This is a genomic window from Rhodoferax sp., assembly GCF_013297935.1.
Taxonomy (GTDB): domain Bacteria; phylum Pseudomonadota; class Gammaproteobacteria; order Burkholderiales; family Burkholderiaceae_C; genus Allorhodoferax.
The window spans coordinates 215,717-232,736 of sequence record NZ_JAAFIX010000002.1; the positions used below are offsets into that span (position 1 = coordinate 215,717).

General features: G+C 61.9%; 19 protein-coding genes. 9 read left to right on the forward strand and 10 right to left on the reverse strand.

Going from position 1 to position 17,020, the window contains the following annotated elements:
- Nucleotides 1-6: 6 nt before the first annotated feature.
- Genes QZW03_RS04250 through QZW03_RS04260 form a run of 3 tightly spaced genes read right to left on the reverse strand, consistent with a single transcriptional unit; the run spans nt 7 to nt 2,725 of the window.
- Nucleotides 7-1,089, reverse strand: a complete 1,083-nt coding sequence (locus QZW03_RS04250) for a glycosyltransferase family 1 protein (RefSeq protein WP_296508618.1) — start codon at nt 1,087-1,089, stop codon at nt 7-9.
- Entirely contained in the window at nt 1,086-1,961 is an 876-nt protein-coding gene (locus QZW03_RS04255) for a UDP-2,3-diacylglucosamine diphosphatase (RefSeq protein WP_296508619.1), read from the reverse strand. Before QZW03_RS04255 ends, QZW03_RS04250 begins: the two co-directional genes overlap by 4 nt.
- A complete protein-coding gene (locus tag QZW03_RS04260) occupies nt 1,961-2,725 on the reverse strand; it encodes a GNAT family N-acyltransferase (protein ID WP_296508971.1) in 765 nt (254 codons plus the stop codon). The genes QZW03_RS04255 and QZW03_RS04260 overlap by 1 nt, the downstream gene beginning before the upstream one ends.
- 238 nt (nt 2,726-2,963) lie before the next feature.
- On the opposite strand from QZW03_RS04260, the gene QZW03_RS04265 reads away from it, so the two are divergent.
- The 8 genes from QZW03_RS04265 (at nt 2,964) to arsA (ending at nt 10,137) form a co-directional block, all read left to right on the forward strand.
- Nucleotides 2,964-3,317, forward strand: coding sequence for a metalloregulator ArsR/SmtB family transcription factor (locus tag QZW03_RS04265; protein WP_296508620.1), 354 nt, complete (start codon nt 2,964-2,966; stop codon nt 3,315-3,317).
- A 108-nt stretch (nt 3,318-3,425) separates the two neighbouring features.
- Nucleotides 3,426-3,926, forward strand: coding sequence for an arsenate reductase ArsC (locus QZW03_RS04270; RefSeq protein WP_296508621.1), 501 nt, complete (start codon nt 3,426-3,428; stop codon nt 3,924-3,926).
- A complete protein-coding gene (locus tag QZW03_RS04275) occupies nt 3,923-4,630 on the forward strand; it encodes an MIP/aquaporin family protein (RefSeq protein ID WP_296508622.1) in 708 nt (235 codons plus the stop codon). Before QZW03_RS04270 ends, QZW03_RS04275 begins: the two co-directional genes overlap by 4 nt.
- Nucleotides 4,627-5,046 carry an arsenate reductase (glutaredoxin) gene (arsC, locus tag QZW03_RS04280; RefSeq protein ID WP_296508623.1) on the forward strand — a complete coding sequence of 140 codons (420 nt, stop codon included), beginning with the start codon at nt 4,627-4,629 and terminating at the stop codon, nt 5,044-5,046. Before QZW03_RS04275 ends, arsC begins: the two co-directional genes overlap by 4 nt.
- Nucleotides 5,047-5,050: 4 nt before the next feature.
- Nucleotides 5,051-5,770, forward strand: a complete 720-nt coding sequence (gene arsH / locus QZW03_RS04285; RefSeq protein WP_296508624.1) for an arsenical resistance protein ArsH — start codon at nt 5,051-5,053, stop codon at nt 5,768-5,770.
- Between the two features lie 4 nt (nt 5,771-5,774).
- Nucleotides 5,775-6,998, forward strand: coding sequence for an MFS transporter (locus QZW03_RS04290; protein ID WP_296508625.1), 1,224 nt, complete (start codon nt 5,775-5,777; stop codon nt 6,996-6,998).
- Nucleotides 6,995-8,359 carry a hypothetical protein gene (locus QZW03_RS04295; RefSeq protein ID WP_296508626.1) on the forward strand — a complete coding sequence of 455 codons (1,365 nt, stop codon included), beginning with the start codon at nt 6,995-6,997 and terminating at the stop codon, nt 8,357-8,359. Before QZW03_RS04290 ends, QZW03_RS04295 begins: the two co-directional genes overlap by 4 nt.
- Nucleotides 8,338-10,137: an arsenical pump-driving ATPase gene (gene arsA / locus QZW03_RS04300; RefSeq protein ID WP_296508627.1), complete on the forward strand. Its 1,800-nt coding sequence runs from the start codon at nt 8,338-8,340 to the stop codon at nt 10,135-10,137. Before QZW03_RS04295 ends, arsA begins: the two co-directional genes overlap by 22 nt.
- Nucleotides 10,138-10,176: 39 nt before the next feature.
- Here the strand turns inward: arsA and QZW03_RS04305 are convergent, their stop codons facing one another.
- From QZW03_RS04305 to QZW03_RS04335, 7 genes are all read right to left on the reverse strand, one after another.
- Complete coding sequence (locus QZW03_RS04305) at nt 10,177-10,560, reverse strand: hypothetical protein (protein WP_296508628.1); 384 nt, start codon at nt 10,558-10,560, stop codon at nt 10,177-10,179.
- A gap of 29 nt (nt 10,561-10,589) precedes the next feature.
- Nucleotides 10,590-10,865 (reverse strand): hypothetical protein, encoded by a 276-nt coding sequence (locus tag QZW03_RS04310; protein WP_296508629.1) that lies wholly within the window; start codon nt 10,863-10,865, stop codon nt 10,590-10,592.
- A gap of 28 nt (nt 10,866-10,893) precedes the next feature.
- Nucleotides 10,894-11,394 (reverse strand): GNAT family N-acetyltransferase, encoded by a 501-nt coding sequence (locus QZW03_RS04315; RefSeq protein ID WP_296508631.1) that lies wholly within the window; start codon nt 11,392-11,394, stop codon nt 10,894-10,896.
- A 4-nt stretch (nt 11,395-11,398) separates the two neighbouring features.
- The gene (gene glmM, locus QZW03_RS04320; RefSeq protein ID WP_296508632.1) at nt 11,399-12,730 is read right to left on the reverse strand and encodes a phosphoglucosamine mutase; all 1,332 of its coding nucleotides are present in this window, start codon (nt 12,728-12,730) and stop codon (nt 11,399-11,401) included.
- Nucleotides 12,731-12,816: 86 nt separating this feature from the next.
- Nucleotides 12,817-13,707, reverse strand: a complete 891-nt coding sequence (gene folP, locus QZW03_RS04325) for a dihydropteroate synthase (protein WP_296508633.1) — start codon at nt 13,705-13,707, stop codon at nt 12,817-12,819.
- 66 nt (nt 13,708-13,773) lie between these two features.
- On the reverse strand, nt 13,774-15,684 hold the full coding sequence (gene ftsH, locus QZW03_RS04330; RefSeq protein ID WP_296508634.1) for an ATP-dependent zinc metalloprotease FtsH: 1,911 nt from the start codon (nt 15,682-15,684) through the stop codon (nt 13,774-13,776).
- Between the two features lie 132 nt (nt 15,685-15,816).
- Nucleotides 15,817-16,503, reverse strand: coding sequence for an RlmE family RNA methyltransferase (locus QZW03_RS04335; protein ID WP_296508635.1), 687 nt, complete (start codon nt 16,501-16,503; stop codon nt 15,817-15,819).
- 18 nt (nt 16,504-16,521) lie between these two features.
- On the opposite strand from QZW03_RS04335, the gene QZW03_RS04340 reads away from it, so the two are divergent.
- Nucleotides 16,522-16,995, forward strand: a complete 474-nt coding sequence (locus QZW03_RS04340; protein WP_296508637.1) for a YhbY family RNA-binding protein — start codon at nt 16,522-16,524, stop codon at nt 16,993-16,995.
- Nucleotides 16,996-17,020 lie beyond the last annotated feature (25 nt).

Sequence of the window (17,020 nt, forward strand, 5' to 3'; positions counted from 1 at the left end):
GATTTTTTACCGCCCAGATGACGTATTTATGACATTTAAACCTGTGGCGTGGCCTTTGACCAGCGTAGTACCACTGCGGGCCGGCACGAGATGCCCTGCGAACATCAGGCCAGCATAGGCCCAGCTGAACTGCATGGCCCGCTGGCGCGCCTCATGGCGGGGCACGCTAAGGGCACCGTACCAGGCATTTTGCAAATCCGGAGCGGTCACACCGCCCTCTGCCGGCACACCCACGACCTCGGTCGGCCCTTCCACCGGGTAGGCCGCCACCGGCGTTCCGCAGGCCATGGCCTCCAGCATGACCAGGCCAAAAGTTTCATGCTGGCTAGGCATGACAAACACATCGGCAGCGGCATACACCTGCGCCAGCTCGGTGCGGGGCAACAGGCCCAACCAACGAACGGTGGGGTAGCGCTCCCGCAGGTCTTTTTCCAGCGGCCCCACGCCGCACACGATCTTGGTGCCGGGCACGTCCAGCTTCAAAAAAGCCTCGATGTTTTTCTCGTACGAGGCCCGCCCCACAAACAGCGACACAGGGCGCGCCAAGGCGCCTAAGGCAGGGTAAGGTTGCGGCGTTTCTGCGTATTGAAACAAGCGCGTGTCGACCCCGTGGGTCCAGCTGCGTAGGCGGCCGAAGCCCTTGGCGTCCAGCAGGCGCAGCATGCTGGAGGTGGGCACCATGACCCCGGCCGACGGCTTGTGAAAATGCCGGAACAAGGCATAGCCCACCCACAAAGGAATGCGCAGCGCTGCCTTCAGAATTTCAGGAAAACGGGTGTGGTACGCCGTGGTGAATGCCAACTGCCGTTTGCGGCAGTAACTGCGCGCAGCCCAACCCAAAGGGCCTTCGGTGGCGAGGTGGATGGCATCGGCGCCCGCAGCGTCCAGCATGGCAGCCAGCGCTTTGCCCGGCCGCACTGCAATGTCGATACCCGCATAGCCGGGGCATGGGCGGGTTTTGAACATGCCGGGGTGAATGACCACCACAGTGTGGCCTAGCGCTTCGAGCTCGCGCACCAGCTCCACCAAGGTGGTAACTACGCCATTGACCTGGGGCTGCCAGGCATCGGTGACCAATGCCAGTCTCATGCGGGTGTTTCCTGCAGGTTGGCGGGCAGCCGGGCCTGGGCGGGCTGCGCAGGCACGGCGCCCCAGTGCACCAGCTCCAGCTGACCGTCCATGTGCTCGACCAGGGCCGTGCGGCTCTCGACCCAATCGCCGTCGTTGCAATACAGGGTGCCGTCAATCGTGCGCATTTCGGCGCGGTGAATGTGCCCGCACACCACGCCGTCGTGGCCGCGGTTGCGGGCCTCCTGGGCAACCGCCTTCTCAAAATCGGTGACGTAGTTGAGCGCCATTTTGACTTTGTGCTTGAGGTAGGCCGAGAGCGACCAATAGGGCAAACCCAGCCGGGCACGGAAGTTGTTCAAGTGGCGGTTCATGCGCAGGGTGAACTCATAGGCATAGTCGCCGGTGTAGGCCAGCCACTTGGCGCGCTGAATCACGGCGTCAAAGTAGTCGCCGTGGGTGACCCACAGGCGGCGGCCGTCGGCCGTGGTGTGCACGGTGTCGTCGTGCACCTCGATGCCGCCGAACTGCTGCCCCACGAAAGCGCGGGCAAATTCATCGTGGTTACCGGGAATAAAAACCACCCGGCAACCTTTGCGGGCGCGGCGCAGGAGCTTTTGCACCACATCGTTGTGCGACTGCGGCCAGAACCAGCGCCTGCGCAGCTGCCAACCGTCAATGATGTCGCCCACCAGGTACAGATGGTCGCTGGGGTGGTGCTTCAAAAAGTCCAGCAAGGGCTTGGCTTGGCACCCTGCTGTGCCCAGGTGGATGTCGGAGACAAACACCGCGCGGTAGCGGCGGTGGCCCACATCGTCATCGGTGTCAGGGCCTTCGGCGCCCGTCACCAATCCGTGAAAGTTGGCTCCCATGGCGTCGAAAGTGCTGCGCATTACGCCCCCAAAAAGTGTTTGCGGTAACGGGCCGGCAGGTCGGCGATGCGCATGAGCATCGGCAGATCCGCGGTATTGAAATCCGGGTCCCAGGCCGGAGCGCCCAGCACTTTGGCGCCCAGGCGCAGGTAGCCCTTGATGAGCGCTGGCGGCTCCACATCGAGGGTGCTGTCCAGCTGCTCAATGGGCAGCGGCAGGCGCGGGCGCACATGAAAGTCGATGGGTGCCAAGTGCGTGGCTTGCACTTGCCGCCAGATGCTGGCTGCGGCGTCTCCGCTGACCACCCCGTTGTGCAGCATGGGCACGCTGGCGCAGCCGATCATGCTGTCGAGCTGGTTGCGCACCATGAACTCCGCCAATGCACCCCACAACGCCATGATCACTCCGCCGTGGCGGTGATCCGGGTGGACGCAGCTGCGGCCCAACTCCACCATGCGCTCCCGCATGGAGCGCAGGCGGGTCAGGTCGAACTCGGTGTCGCTGTAAAAGCTACCCACGCGCTTGGCTTGGGTCGGGGTCAGCACGCGGTAGGTGCCGATGACCTGGCCGCTGCCTTGCTCCAGCACCAGCAAATGTTCGCAGTAGTTGTCGAACAAATCGACATCGTGGCCGGCCAGGGGCGTGTTCAGGCGGGCGCCCATTTCACCGGCAAACACGTCAAACCGCAGCCGCTGGGCGGCCCGCACCTCGTCTTGATGGCGCGCCCAGCGCACCTCAATACCGGTGGCATGGCGCTCCTGCGGGACATGCTGGCGAAGCAGCATGCTGGTGGCGGGCGAGGCCAAGGCAGCGACAGACGGGGCTTGGATAGTCGGCGAAGCGAGGGTGGGTGTTGCCTGTGCGGCGGCAAGGAATGTCATTGTTCTCCCCTTCTGTGGGTGCGGTTTCAATGAGCCTGAAGTTTGGAAACCCGCCGTGACCCGACCATGGCAGTTGCGTGAAGTTTTCGTGACACACGGGGCCCGTCATCTATTCATTCAATATTTCAAGTAATATTGAAATATGAACCAAGCCACTGAAACCATTGCCGACGAAGCCCTGACCCTGAAGGCCTTGACCGCCCTCGCCCAAGCCCAGCGCTTGCGCATCTTCAAGGCGCTGGTGGTCGCCGGGCCGGACGGATTAACCCCCGGTGTGCTGGCGGAGCAACTCGGCTCCACACCCAGCGGTTTGTCGTTTCACCTCAAAGAGCTGGCGCACTCCGGCCTGATTGACAGCGAACAGCGCGGCCGCAATTTGATTTACCGCGCCAACTTCGCCCGCATGAACGGGGTGCTGGCCTACCTGACCGAGCACTGCTGCCAAGGCGCCGGCTGCGAAGTGAGCACCGATGCCGGTGCTTGCATCACCTGCTAGCCTAGTTTGCATCAAATCCGCCTCTAGCCCATATAAATATTGCGCAAACAGCTACTAAATTCATAGCAAAAAACTTCACTCCACTTCTCACTTACTAAGGAACCTGACATGTCTACACAACCCATCAATGTGCTCTTTTTGTGCACCCACAACTCGGCCCGCAGCATCCTGGCCGAGGCCACGCTGAATCACATCGGCGGCGGGCGCTTCAAGGGCTTCTCGGCAGGCAGCAGCCCGCGCGACAACCAGCAACCCAACCCCATCGGCCTGCAAACTCTGCGCAATGCGGGCATCTCCACAGAAGGCCTGAGCAGCAAAAGCTGGGACCAGTTCGCCTTGCCCGACGCACCGCACATGGACTTGATCATCACCGTGTGCGACAACGCCGCGGGTGAGGTCTGCCCCTACTGGCCCGGCAAACCCGCGACAGCGCACTGGGGCTACGCCGACCCCTCTGCAGGCGACGGTAGCGACGCTGAGAAAGCAGAAGCCTTCAAAGCCACCCTGCACGCCATTCGCCGCCGCTTGGACCTGTTGGTGAATCTGCCCGCTGACAAGCTCGAGGCCATGACTATCCAGCAAACTGCTAAAGACCTGGCAAAAGCATGAGCGAACCGACTCCACTGTTCAAACAACTGCTCGCAGAGTTCGCAGGCACCGCCGCCCTGCTCTGCGCAGTGATCGGCTCGGGCATCATGGCCCAGCGCATGAGCGGCGGGAACGACGGCGTGGCGCTCTTGGCCAACACCTTGGCCACCGTGTTTGCGCTGTATGTGCTCATTGAAACGCTGGGCCCGGTGAGCGGCGCGCACTTCAACCCATTGGTCACGCTAGTTATGTGGTCAAAAGGGCAGCTAGCCCATGCAAATACTGCGCAAGCAGCTACTCTTTTTATAGCAGCACAACTCTCCGGCGCCGTAGCAGGCGCCGCCCTGGCCAACGCCATGTTCGAGCTGCCCCTGCTGCACCTGAGCCAGCACCTGCGCGGCGGCTGGGACGCCGCAGGCCAGTTCACCGGCTGGGGCCAGTGGGTAGCTGAAGCCGTGGCCACTGGCGGGCTGCTGTTCACCATACTGCGTGCGCCCGAGGGCAAAGCCCCTGCTCTGGTGGCTTGCTACATCGGCGCGGCTTACTGGTTCACCGCCAGCACCTCGTTTGCCAACCCGGCAGCCGTCATGGGCCGCATGTTCAGCGACACCTTTGCCGGCATTGCACCGGCCAGCGCCATCGGCTTTGTGTTGGCGCAAACCCTGGGCGCTGCGCTGGGCGTAGCCTTGGCCCAAGTACTTTCCCCTAAGAAGACTTCTGTATGACCATCACCATCTTCCACAACCCCGCCTGTGGCACCTCGCGCAATACCCTTGAAATGATCCGCAACAGTGGCGAAGAGCCCACGGTCATTGAATACCTCAAGACCCCACCCACCAAGGCGCGCTTGCAGGAGCTGCTGACCGCCATGGGCACCGGAGTCCGCCCCTTGCTGCGTGAAAAAGGCACGCCTTACGCCGAGCTGGATTTGGCAAACGAAAAGTGGACGGACGACGAACTGCTGGACTTCATGCTGGCCCACCCCATCCTGATCAATCGCCCCGTGGTGGAAACGCCCCTCGGTACCCGCCTGTGCCGCCCGTCTGAGCTGGTGCTGGACCTTCTGCCCAACGCGCAGCAAGCAGCATTCACCAAAGAAGACGGTGAAGCAGTGGTCAACGACAAAGGCCAACGTGTCTGATCCCATGTCTGATTGGCAGAGCACCCTGCCCCAGCTGGAGGCCACCCACTTCCGCCTGCCCGATGCGGCAGCACTACGCCCGGCACCGAGCACCCACGCACCCCGCATCGCGCTGCTCTATGGCTCACTGCGGCCGCGCTCGTTCAGCCGCCTGCTGACCGAAGAAGCTGCGCGCCTGCTGCAAGCCATGGGCGCCGAGACCCGCATCTACAACCCCAGCGGCCTGCCCCTGCCCGACGACACGCCCGACACCCACCCCAAGGTGCAAGAGCTGCGCGAGCTAGCGCAATGGTCCGAAGGCATGGTCTGGACCTCGCCCGAGCGGCATGGCGCCATGACCGGCATCCTAAAAGCGCAGATCGACTGGATACCGCTCAACAGCGGCGCGGTGCGCCCTACCCAGGGCAAAACGCTGGCGGTCATGCAGGTCAGCGGCGGCTCGCAAAGCTTTAACGCCGTGAACCAGATGCGTGTGCTCGGCCGCTGGATGCGCATGGTCACCATCCCCAACCAAAGCTCGGTGGCCAAGGCCTTCATGGAGTTCGGCGACGACGACCGCATGAAGCCCTCCGCCTACTTTGACCGCGTGGTCGATGTGATGGAAGAGCTGGTGAAGTTCACCCTGCTGACCCGCGATGCCTCGCCCTATCTGGTAAACCGCTACAGCGAACGCAAGGAGACGGCAGAGCAGTTGATGAAGCGCGTCAACCAACGCAGCAGCTGACCCAATGCGCCTGAGTGCCACCACAGTCACCGTTCTCAAGCTGGGCACTGCCCAAACGCTAGCGTGGGCATCGACTTACTACCTGTGTGCCATTCTGGCTGCGCCCATGGCGCGGGATTTGGGCTTGGACACGGCAACAGTCTTTGCGGCACTTTCGATGGGCTTGTTGGTCACCGGCATCTTGGGTCCAAGGGCGGGCAGAGCTATTGATACGCTGGGCGGCAAGCCTGTGCTGGCGCTGAGCAATGCTCTGTTTGCAGCGGGCCTCGTATTGCTGGGCAATGCGCACAGCGTGTATGGCTTGTTCGCTGCGTGGTTGGTCATCGGCATCGGCATGGCGGGCGGCTTATACGAGGCGGCGTTTGCAGCATTGGTGCGCATCTACGGCACAGACTCACGCAATGCGATCACCGGCATCACACTCCTGGCCGGGTTTGCCAGCACGGTGGGCTGGCCCTTGACCGCAGCGTTGGAGCATTGGCTGGGCTGGCGTGGCGCTTGCTTTGTCTGGGCCGCATTGCATGGGGTCATTGCGCTCCCCCTTAACCTGTCGTTGCCAAACTGTCAAGCCAGCGCTGGCGTGCAGACAGGCGCTGCCAATGCACCCGCACAGGAAACCCGTCCACCCGTCCAATGGCGCACCGCGGCGTTGCTGGGCTTGGTGTTCGCCATCACGTGGTTTGTCAGCACCGCCATGGCCGCGCACCTGCCCACGCTGCTGGCAGCCAGTGGTGTGAGCGTTGCAATGGCCGTGACAGCGGGTGCCCTGATTGGCCCCGCGCAAGTGTTGGGCCGCCTGACTGAATTCAGCGTTTTGCGCCACATCCATCCGCTGTGGAGTGCGCGCTTGGCCTCTGCACTGCACCCCATCGGCGCCACAGTGTTGGCGCTGGTCGGTGCACCGGCCACCTTTGTGTTTGCGGTGTTGCACGGTAGTGGCAACGGCATCATGACGATTGCCAAGGGCACGCTGCCATTGGCATTGTTCGGCCCACAAGGCTATGGCGAACGGCAAGGTGTGCTGATGCTCCCCGCGCGTCTGGCCCAGGCTCTGGCGCCCTGGCTGTTCGGGCTGTGCATCACGCGTTGGGGTGCTGGCGCACTGTGGATTTCCGCCGGGCTGGGCATGCTGGCTAGCGCGGCATTGTGGCTGCTTGGTTCGCACGCAGACGCTGACCAACGCACTGATTCAACCGCTGACGCAGCTTCGCCGGAGGGCACCCCATGACGACCACTCTCGCGCCACATGCCGCACCTACAGATTTGGCCGATGCGCTGAACCACGGCTGCCGCTGCCAGACGCTGGATCCGGAGCAACTGCGCCAGGAGCTGGGTCGCGATGCGGGCCTGCGTGATGTGGCCGCCACCTTGGCCCACACCCATCCACACCTTTTTGCCAACACGGCAGTGTTTGCCTCCCAGGCCACGGTGCAGGCGGTGCAGGCGTCAGTGGCCGCACTGGAGCGCACCTTAGCCCTGCCCACCTGGGCGCAGCAGGTGCTGCCGGGCGCCAGCGCGATGGCACAGTCCGACCATGGCCCCCTGGGCGTGTTCATGGGCTATGACTTCCACATCACGCCCACGGGCCCCCAGCTCATTGAGATCAACACCAACGCGGGCGGCGCCATGCTTAACGCAGTGTTGCTGCGCGCACAGGCTGTGTGCTGCGGGCTGATGAACCCGGCACTCAACGCCTACCGCAACATGGCAACCCTGGAAGACGATTTTGTGGCCATGTTCCAAGCCGAGTGGGACTTGTTCAACCGTGCGCGCGGGCAGGCACCGCGCCCATTACGCAGCATCGCTATCGTGGACGAAGCGCCGCAGAGCCAGTACCTTGCGCCCGAGTTCGCACTGTTTGCCGAACTGTTCCGGCGCAATGGCATACGCACGGTTGTGACCGATCCGGCCAGCCTGCAACTGCGCGACGGTGTGCTCTACGCCGGTGCGCTGGCGCTAGACCTGGTCTACAACCGGCTGACCGACTTTGACCTGTCAGACCCCAAGCACGCGGCACTGGCGCAGGCCTACACGGACGAACTGGCGGCGGTGACGCCGCACCCACGTGCCCATGCCTTACGCGCCAACAAGCAACACCTGGTCACGCTGGGCCAAGTTGCTGCGCTGCGGGCCCTGGGCGTGCCGCCCACGGACCTGCACACCCTTCTGGCCACGGTGCCGGCTTGCGAACGCGTCTATACCGACAACGCTGCAGCCCTGTGGGAGCGACGCAAACTCCTGTTCTTCAAACCGCTGGACGGCTTTGGCGCACGTGCGGTGTACCGCGGCGACAAGCTCACCAAAAAGGTGTGGGAGCAGATCCTGCAAGGCGACTACATCGCCCAGGCGCTGGTGCCTCCACCGCTGCGGGCCATGCAGGTGGGTGATGCGGCCACCGAGCTCAAGTTTGACCTGCGTGCCTACACCTACGCCGGCAAAGTTCAACTGCTGGCCGCACGAACCTACAGCGGCCAGACCACCAACTTCCGCACCGAGGGCGGCGGTTTTGCCCCCGTCTTGTGGGTGCCCGACCTTGCATTGCAATCCCGCCTCCAAGACCACCCGCCATGCCACAGATCCAACTGCTAGACCACCCCACCCGCCACCTGTTCTTCACCGGCAAGGGGGGCGTGGGCAAAACCTCGGTGTCTACCGCTTGCTCGATTGCGCTGGCCGATGCGGGCCGGCAAGTTTTGTTGGTCAGCACCGATTCGGCTTCCAATCTCGATGAGATGCTGGGCATTGTGCTCGCCAACACTCCCGTGCCGGTACCCGGTGTACCGGGCTTGTCCGTGCTCAATATCGACCCCGACCATGCAGCCGAAAGCTACCGCGCCCGGGTGATCGCACAAATGGGCCCGGCCAGTACGGAGGCCGAACGCAGCCAGGTACAAGAACAACTCTCGGGCGCCTGCACCACAGAAATCGCTGCGTTTGACGAGTTTGCCAATCTGCTCAGTGGCGACGCTGCGAGCTTTGACCATGTGGTGTTTGACACCGCACCTACCGGCCACACGCTGCGCCTCTTGAGCCTGCCCAAGGCTTGGACCGGCTTTCTGGCGGACAACGACCGGGGCGCCTCATGCTTGGGGCCGCACTCGGGTCTCAAGATGCAGGAGGCCCGCTTTGCCCAGGCCCTGCAGACCCTGAGCGACGCCGCCCAAACCACCGTGGTGCTGGTCACCCGACCCGATACAGGGGCGATAGCCGAGGCGGCCCGCACCTCCCTGGAACTGCAAGACTTGGGGCTCCACAACCAACGCCTCGCTGTCAACGGCGTGTTCCACGCCAGCAGTTCGGATGATGCGGTTGCGACTGCTTTTGAGGCACTAGGCACCCAAGCGCTTGCGGCCCTGCCAGCGCATTTGCAAACGCTGCCACAAGACCGCATTCCGCTGCGGGCATTTGACACCGTGGGCTTGCGCGCGCTGCGTGCCCTGCTGCAGAGTGAAGAGGCGGCAAAACTGACATCACCGGGCCGGGTGACAGCCACCCTTCCGCCCTCTTCTACATTCCCCAAAAGCGACACCGCCCACGATCTGGCAGCGCTGACCGATGCGTTGGCCGCTGCAGGTCGCGGGCTCATCATGGTCATGGGCAAAGGCGGCGTAGGCAAAACCACTGTTGCGGCTGCGATTGCAGCGGGCTTGGTGCAACGTGACCATACGGTGCACCTGAGCACCACCGACCCGGCAGACCACCTGCAAGTGACGGTGGACGGAAGCCTGCCCGGCTTGAAGGTAGACCGCATTAACCCCAAAGCCGAGACCGCGAAATACATCGCCAAGGTGATGGCAGCCAAGTCCCCGGGCCTGGATGCCGAGGGCATTGCGCTGTTACACGAAGACCTGCAATCGCCCTGCACCGAAGAAGTGGCCGTGTTCCACGCGTTCTCACGCATCGTCTCAGAAGCGCGCAGTGCCTTTGTGGTGCTGGACACCGCGCCCACCGGCCACAGCCTGCTGCTGATGGATGCCACCGGCGCCTACCACCGCCAAATGCTCCGGGAATATGGCGACGCCAACCCCGGCCGCTTGGTGACCCCGTTGATGCGCCTGCAAGACCCTGAGCACACCAAGATCGTGCTGGTCACGCTGCCCGAGGTCACCCCCGTGTCGCAAGCCGCGGCGCTGCAAGACGACCTGCGCCGCGCCAAGATCGAGCCCTACGCGTGGGTCATCAACAAAAGTATGGCCGCTGCCGGCACACGGGATCCGCTGCTGTCCGCCCGTATTGCGAGCGAGCACGTCCAAATGGAGAGGATCGCCCAAGGCCTGTCGGCACGCACCTATGTGCTGCCCTGGATGGCCGAACGGCCGGTCGGCATTGCAGCACTCAGCAGCTTGACTACGCTATCAAAAACATAGCTACCTCTGCACAGGGAATAAGGGCTAGAGCCCATTTTTCTAAAGATGCACGCTTGGGTGAAAACCAAGATGCTTCCAACGCAGCGCTGCTGCACAGGCCAGCGTCACCCCGAGCAGCACTTCCGCCCAGATGGTGAGGTTGGTTGCCAGCGTGTGCTCCGAGCACAGGGCCAGTGTGTAGTGCAGCAGCCCGTCCACACCCAGCAAGCCGTAGGCCACCATCAGGACGGCGGCTAGACGCGGCCAGCGAAACCGCAAGGCAATCAATGCGAGACCACCCACCGCCGCTACTGCCAACCAAGCCAGATACACCGACTCCCGCGTCATCCAGACCGGAACGCCAGGATAGAAGGCGATGTATTCGGCGTTGTGCACGAAATGCGTGAGGCTGGCGAGGGTGTAGAGGGCGAAGAGGAGAGACATGCGTTGTGCCTGGAAGTGAGAGCCCGCCTTCAGTGGTCTTTGTTCGTGATGACCTTATCGCCGCGGCGCGGTTTGCCGGCGCGACCGGCTTTGGACCAGTCGTAATCTTCGCCGTCGGGCGTTTTGCCGTCCACCACCGCGTCCACGCCTTGCTTGCCCACGTTGTTGGGGTTCTCGCTGGCCATGGTCACAAAGGTGTGGCCGGCGTCGCGCTTGTCTTTGGTGATCTGTAGCGCTTGCACCAGGTCTGCGGTTTCAGCACCATGGGATTGGCCTTCGGTGTCGGTCCAGTAGATTTTGAACATGGGAAACCTCGTTTTAAAGCCTAGCGGCTCAGCCCAGCCACTTTTGCATAAAGCCAGCCTGCCCCATGGCAGGGTCGAGCTCGTAGTAGGCAAAGCCCACGCGGCGGTACAGCTTTTCGGCGCCGGTGTTGCCCGACAAGACTTCAAGCGTGAGCTTGCAGGCACCACGCTCACGCGCGATCGCTTCCGCCAAGGCCAGCATCTGCTCGCCGATGCGCTGGCCCCGGTAGCCGGCCAACACCGCCACATCGTGCACATTGACCAGTGGCTGGCACTTAAAGGTCGAGAACCCTTCGATGCAATTCACTAGACCCACGGGCACCGAGTCATCGGCCGAGGCAAACGCCAGCACGCTGTAGGCCTGGGGACGCGCCGCCAAGGACGGCACGAGGTTCGTCTTGGCAAAGTCGCTCAAGGGCTCACCGCCGCCCATAGGGTCGCTGGCATAGGCATCCAGCAAGGCTACCAGCGCAGCTGCATGCACCGGGTTGGCGTAATCGGCTTGCACCACGCGAAGGGTTGTGCTCATGGCATCAGGCTTTCAAGGTGTCGGCAATCCGCTGGGCACAACTCTGCGCCAAGGTCGCATCTCGCGCCTCGACCATCACACGCACCAGAGGCTCGGTGCCACTGGCGCGGATGAGCACGCGGCCGCTGTCGCCCAAAGCGGCTTCTGCGGCTTTGGTTTCTTCAGCCATGCGGGTGTTGCTCTTCCAGTCCTGGCCGGGCGCCAGGCGCACGTTAATCAGGGTCTGGGGGAACAGGGTCACACCGGCCAGCAACTCGGCCATGGACTTGCCGCTGCGCACACAGGCTTGCAGCACTTGCAGGGCAGACACGAGGCCGTCGCCGGTGGTGTGTTTGTCCAGCGCCAGCAAGTGGCCGGAGCCTTCGCCGCCCAGAATCCACTTGTGCTTTTCCAACTCTTCGAGCACATAGCGGTCGCCTACTTTGGCGCGCACAAACTGCACACCACGGGCCTTGAGCGCCACTTCCACAGCCATGTTGGTCATGAGGGTGCCCACCACGCCGGGCACGTGTTCGTCACGGCCCAGGCGGTCGTCGGCCATGAGGTACAGCAGCTCGTCCCCGTTGTAGAGGCGGCCATCGGCATCCACCAATTGCAGGCGGTCTGCGTCGCCGTCCAGCGCAATGCCGAAGTGGGCCTTGTGCTCTTTCACTGCGGCCACCAGCGCCTCGGGGTGGGTAGCACCTACGCCCTTGTTGATATTGAGTCCGTCGGGCGAGCAGCCGATGGCAATCACTTCGGCCCCCAGCTCATGAAACACCTTGGGCGCGATGTGGTAGGCCGCGCCGTGCGCCGCGTCGACCACGAGCTTCAGACCTTTGAGGGTCAGGTCGTTGGCAAATGTGCTTTTGCAGAACTCAATGTACCGGCCGGCCGCATCATCCAAACGGCGGGCCTTGCCCAGACTGGCCGAGTCCACCCAGACAGGCGGCTTTTCCAGCTCAGCCTCCACGGCAAGTTCCCACGCGTCGGGCAGTTTGCTGCCTTTGGCGTTGAAAAACTTGATGCCGTTGTCGGCAAAAGGGTTGTGGCTGGCGCTGATAACCACGCCGAGCGATGCGCGCTGCGCGCGGGTCAGGTAGGCCACGCCGGGTGTGGGCAGCGGCCCGAGCAACACCACATCGACACCCGCCGAGTTAAAGCCGCTTTCTAAAGCGCTTTCCAGCATGTAGCCGGAGATGCGGGTGTCCTTCCCGATGAGCACGGTAGGGCGTGCCTCAGTTTCCTTGAGTACATGGCCCACAGCGTGTGCCAGGCGCAGCACAAAGTCAGGGGTGATAGGCGCTTGGCCTACCGTACCGCGAATGCCGTCGGTGCCGAAATATTTTCTTCCCATAGTGTCTTTCTGTAGTGTCGTTATGTTGTTGTGTGAGGGGTCTGAGGCGCGCCAACTTGCGGGCGCCTCAGACCGGTGTATCCGTGTCAGGCCGCTCCGGGCGGCTCTGACTCCGCCTGCATAGCTGCCAGCACTTTGAGCCCGCTCAGGGTGTCGCGCACATCGTGTACTCGCACCACCTGCGCACCGTTTTGTACCGCCAGCACCGCCGCGGTAACGCTCGGTGAGCGCCGGAGTTCAATGTTCAGCCCCGCGGCCTGGGCCAAAGAGGTGTGGGTCACCGCTGCCAATGAGGACTTGCGTGACCAGCCCGCCAGCACCGGATAACCGGCAGGCACGGCCTGCGCCTGGCGTGCCAACAAAGCGAAATTCTGCTTCACCGTTTTTCCGAAACCTATGCCAGGATCCAGGCAAATTCGCGTCGAATCGACTCCTAGCCCTTGTAAATCAAGCGCTGCCTGCTTCAAAAAAGATAGCACCTGAGGCACCACATCGCCCTCCATAGGTGCGACTTGCATGGTTTGCGGGTCGCGGTGCATATGCATCAAACACACACCACAGCGAGGGTGTGCTGCAACGATGTCCTGACCGGTTTTACCTGTACCGTCGCCCGACCAGCGGAGCGCCCAAACGTCGTTGATGATGTCGGCACCCAGGTCCAAGGCCGCTTGCATGACGGTTGGTTTGTAGGTGTCGACCGATACAGGGACCCCTAAGGTGACCGCATGGCGGATGACCGGAAGCACGCGGGCTAGCTCTTCTTCCAGAGACACCGGGGGTGCCCCGGGCCGGGTGGACTCGCCACCGATGTCGAGAATGTCAGCACCATCCCGCAGCAAAGCCTCGCAATGGGCCATAGCGGCTGCGCTGGTGGCGTGCTGACCACCGTCAGAGAAGGAGTCCGGCGTGACATTCACAATCCCCATGATGCGGGGCTGATCTAAATCGATCGAGAAGCGGGATGTTTGCCAATGCATAGCTCACCATTATCCCCAATGAAAACAGGGCCCGAGGGCCCTGTTTTTCACGAAAACGCGCTTTAGTTACGCAGCGTTAGGTGCAGCTTCCGCGGTCACCGCGGCCCCACCACTGCCGTTACCACTGTTCGGTGGCGTGCGTGGGGTCCAGTCCTTCGGCGGACGGGGTTCGCGGCCGGCCATGATGTCGTCCAACTGGTCGCTGTCGATGGTTTCCCACTCCAGCAAGGCCTTGGCCATGGCGTGCATCTTGTCCTGGTTGTCTTCAATCAGCTTGCGCGCTTGGGCGTACTGCTGATCGATGATGCGACGCACCTCCGAGTCCACTTTCTGCATGGTCTGCTCACTCATGCTGGTGGTCTTGGTCACACTGCGGCCCAGGAACACTTCACCTTCGTTTTCAGCATAGACCATCGGGCCCAGTGCATCGGTCATACCGTAGCGGGTCACCATGTCGCGGGCGATCGAGGTGGCGCGCTCAAAGTCGTTGGAGGCGCCGGTCGTCATCTGGTTCATGAAGACTTCTTCGGCAATACGGCCGCCAAACAGCATGCTGATCTGGTTGAGCATGAACTCGCTGTCGTAGGAATAACGGTCTTGCGAAGGCAGGCTCATGGTCACGCCCAGGGCGCGGCCACGGGGAATGATGGTGACCTTGTGCACAGGATCGCACTTGGGCAGCATCTTGCCTATGAGTGCGTGACCTGCCTCGTGGTACGCCGTGTTCTTGCGTTCTTCTTCGGGCATGACCATCGTCTTGCGCTCAGGGCCCATGATGATCTTGTCCTTGGCCTTCTCAAAGTCCTGCATTTCGACCAGGCGGGCGTTGCGGCGGGCTGCCATCAGTGCCGCTTCGTTGCACAGGTTGGCCAAGTCCGCACCACTCATTCCCGGAGTGCCGCGGGCGATCACGCTTGCGCTCACGTCCTGACCCAAAGGCACTTTGCGCATGTGCACATTCAAAATTTGCTCACGGCCACGGATATCGGGCAAGGTCACGTAGACCTGACGGTCGAAACGGCCCGGGCGCAACAAAGCGGCATCCAGGATGTCGGGGCGGTTGGTGGCAGCCACCACGATCACACCAACGTTGGTCTCAAAGCCGTCCATCTCGACCAGCATCTGGTTGAGGGTCTGCTCGCGCTCGTCGTTTCCACCGCCGAGGCCGGCACCACGCTGGCGGCCTACGGCATCAATTTCATCAATAAAGATGATGCAAGGCGCGTTCTTTTTGGCGTTTTCGAACATGTCGCGGACCCGGCTTGCACCGACACCTACGAACATTTCTACGAAGTCAGAGCCAGAGATGCTGAAAAACGGCACTTTGGCTTCACCGGCAATCGATTTGGCCAGCAGCGTTTTACCGGTACCAGGGGGGCCGACCAGCAGCAAGCCGCGCGGGATACGACCGCCCAGCTTTTGAAATTTGCTGGGGTCTTTCAGGAAGTCGACAACTTCTTTAACTTCTTCTTTGGCTTCATCGCAACCTGCGACGTCGGCAAAGGTCACGGTGTTGGTGTTTTCGTCCAGCAAACGAGCCTTGCTCTTGCCGAAGCTGAAAGCCCCACCCTTGCCGCCGCCCTGCATCTGGCGCATGAAGTAGACCCAGACGCCGATCAACAGCAACATGGGGCCCCAGCTAACTAGCAGAGTCATCAGCAAAGAGCCTTCTTCACGGGGCTTCACATCAAACTTGACGTTGTTGGCAATCAGGTCACCGACCAAGCCACGATCCAGGTAGGTTGCCGTTGTACGGACTTTGCGGTCATCAGAGGTGACGGCCAGAATCTCGGTACCGCCCTGCCCCTCTTGGATGATGGCACTCTTGATCTGGTTGTTCCGGACCTGCTCCAGGAAATCGGAATACCCGACCATGCCCGACGCCGAGGCGCGCGAGTCGAATTGCTTGAACACGGTGAACAGCACCAAGGCGATCACCAACCAAACTGCAACTTTAGAAAACCACTGATTATTCAAGCGAAGCTCCATTCAGGACGCGAAGGCACGTGCCTCGCATACATGGCAACCATTTTAGGCCTTTCAAGGATGCCCCAAGCTTTTTTGCAGGCCGACAGCCATAGAAACAGCATGGGTTTGATCCAACCGGGCTCAAAAGCCCTTCAAGCCCATGCCGACGAGGAAGGTTTCTGACGACCGGTCCCGCGAAGCCTTTGGCTTCAGGGGCTTGACGGTGACAAACGCATCCTTGAAGCGCTGCACCACACTGTTGTAGCTGCCACCATGGAACACCTTGGCAACAAGCGCTCCTTGGGGCTTCATGTGATTCTGGGCAAATTCAATGGCCAGCTCGACCAGATATTCGATGCGCGCCGCATCCGCAGACGAGATCCCAGACAAATTGGGCGCCATGTCTGACACCACCAAATCTGCCTTCTGCCCCCCCAAGGCGGCCTCCAGCTGGGCCAGCGTATCGGCTTCACGGAAATCCCCTTGGATAAAGGTCACGCCTTCAATCGGCTCCATCGGGAGCAGATCCAGACCGATCAATGTGCCATTGAGGGTGCCAACTGCGGCCCCTTGGGGGGACATCCGTCGACGAAGGTACTGACTCCAGGCGCCCGGCGTGCACCCCAAGTCCACCACCAACTGCCCCGGCTTAACCAGATGCAGGGTTTCGTCAATTTCCTTGAGTTTGTAGGCTGCCCGTGCGCGGTATCCCTCTTTGTTGGCGAGCTTGACGTAGGGGTCATTAATATGGTCGTGCAACCACGCCTTATTGACCTTTTTGTTGCCCGCCTTGTTATCGGGCTTGTTACTTTTGCTCTGCGTTTTCATTGCGTTGATAATACCCACATGCCTCAAATCCAATTGACACCTGCTCAGCGCAAAGAACACCGCGCTGAAGCCCACCACCTCGACCCCGTTGTTCTGGTCGGTGGCGATGGCCTGACTGCCAACGTAAAAAAAGAAATCGACGCCGCGCTGAACGCTCACGGACTCATTAAAGTCCGCGTTTTCTCAGACGACAGGCTTGCCCGCGACGAGATGTTCAAGACACTGGCGGAAGAGCTCAGTGCTGCGCCTATTCAGCACATCGGCAAACTGCTCGTGCTGTGGCGCCCCAAGGCGGTCAAAGAAAAAACCATTGACGAAGACCGCATGCCCGGCCCCCGCGACTTCAAGGTCTTGAAGTTCGGCCGCCCCGGCACCCGCCCCGAAGTCAAAACACTGCGTGTACTGGGCAACCAACGCCTGACGCCCGGCGGCAACATCAAACGTGCCAAGCCGAAGCCAAAGACCAGCGTGAAAAAACGCAGCCAGACTTGATTCCCTAGTAAAGACTAATAACCGG

Bases quoted from the DNA above. Each gene is read 5' to 3' on its own strand.
- QZW03_RS04250 (WP_296508618.1), bottom strand. From the start codon at position 1,089: ATGAGACTGGCATTGGTCACCGATGCCTGGCAGCCCCAGGTCAATGGC.
- QZW03_RS04255 (WP_296508619.1), bottom strand. From the start codon at position 1,961: ATGCGCAGCACTTTCGACGCCATGGGAGCCAACTTTCACGGATTGGTG.
- QZW03_RS04260 (WP_296508971.1), bottom strand. From the start codon at position 2,725: ATGCTGCTTCGCCAGCATGTCCCGCAGGAGCGCCATGCCACCGGTATT.
- QZW03_RS04265 (WP_296508620.1), top strand. From the start codon at position 2,964: ATGAACCAAGCCACTGAAACCATTGCCGACGAAGCCCTGACCCTGAAG.
- QZW03_RS04270 (WP_296508621.1), top strand. From the start codon at position 3,426: ATGTCTACACAACCCATCAATGTGCTCTTTTTGTGCACCCACAACTCG.
- QZW03_RS04275 (WP_296508622.1), top strand. From the start codon at position 3,923: ATGAGCGAACCGACTCCACTGTTCAAACAACTGCTCGCAGAGTTCGCA.
- arsC (WP_296508623.1), top strand. From the start codon at position 4,627: ATGACCATCACCATCTTCCACAACCCCGCCTGTGGCACCTCGCGCAAT.
- arsH (WP_296508624.1), top strand. From the start codon at position 5,051: ATGTCTGATTGGCAGAGCACCCTGCCCCAGCTGGAGGCCACCCACTTC.
- QZW03_RS04290 (WP_296508625.1), top strand. From the start codon at position 5,775: ATGCGCCTGAGTGCCACCACAGTCACCGTTCTCAAGCTGGGCACTGCC.
- QZW03_RS04295 (WP_296508626.1), top strand. From the start codon at position 6,995: ATGACGACCACTCTCGCGCCACATGCCGCACCTACAGATTTGGCCGAT.
- arsA (WP_296508627.1), top strand. From the start codon at position 8,338: ATGCCACAGATCCAACTGCTAGACCACCCCACCCGCCACCTGTTCTTC.
- QZW03_RS04305 (WP_296508628.1), bottom strand. From the start codon at position 10,560: ATGTCTCTCCTCTTCGCCCTCTACACCCTCGCCAGCCTCACGCATTTC.
- QZW03_RS04310 (WP_296508629.1), bottom strand. From the start codon at position 10,865: ATGTTCAAAATCTACTGGACCGACACCGAAGGCCAATCCCATGGTGCT.
- QZW03_RS04315 (WP_296508631.1), bottom strand. From the start codon at position 11,394: ATGAGCACAACCCTTCGCGTGGTGCAAGCCGATTACGCCAACCCGGTG.
- glmM (WP_296508632.1), bottom strand. From the start codon at position 12,730: ATGGGAAGAAAATATTTCGGCACCGACGGCATTCGCGGTACGGTAGGC.
- folP (WP_296508633.1), bottom strand. From the start codon at position 13,707: ATGCATTGGCAAACATCCCGCTTCTCGATCGATTTAGATCAGCCCCGC.
- QZW03_RS04335 (WP_296508635.1), bottom strand. From the start codon at position 16,503: ATGAAAACGCAGAGCAAAAGTAACAAGCCCGATAACAAGGCGGGCAAC.
- QZW03_RS04340 (WP_296508637.1), top strand. From the start codon at position 16,522: ATGCCTCAAATCCAATTGACACCTGCTCAGCGCAAAGAACACCGCGCT.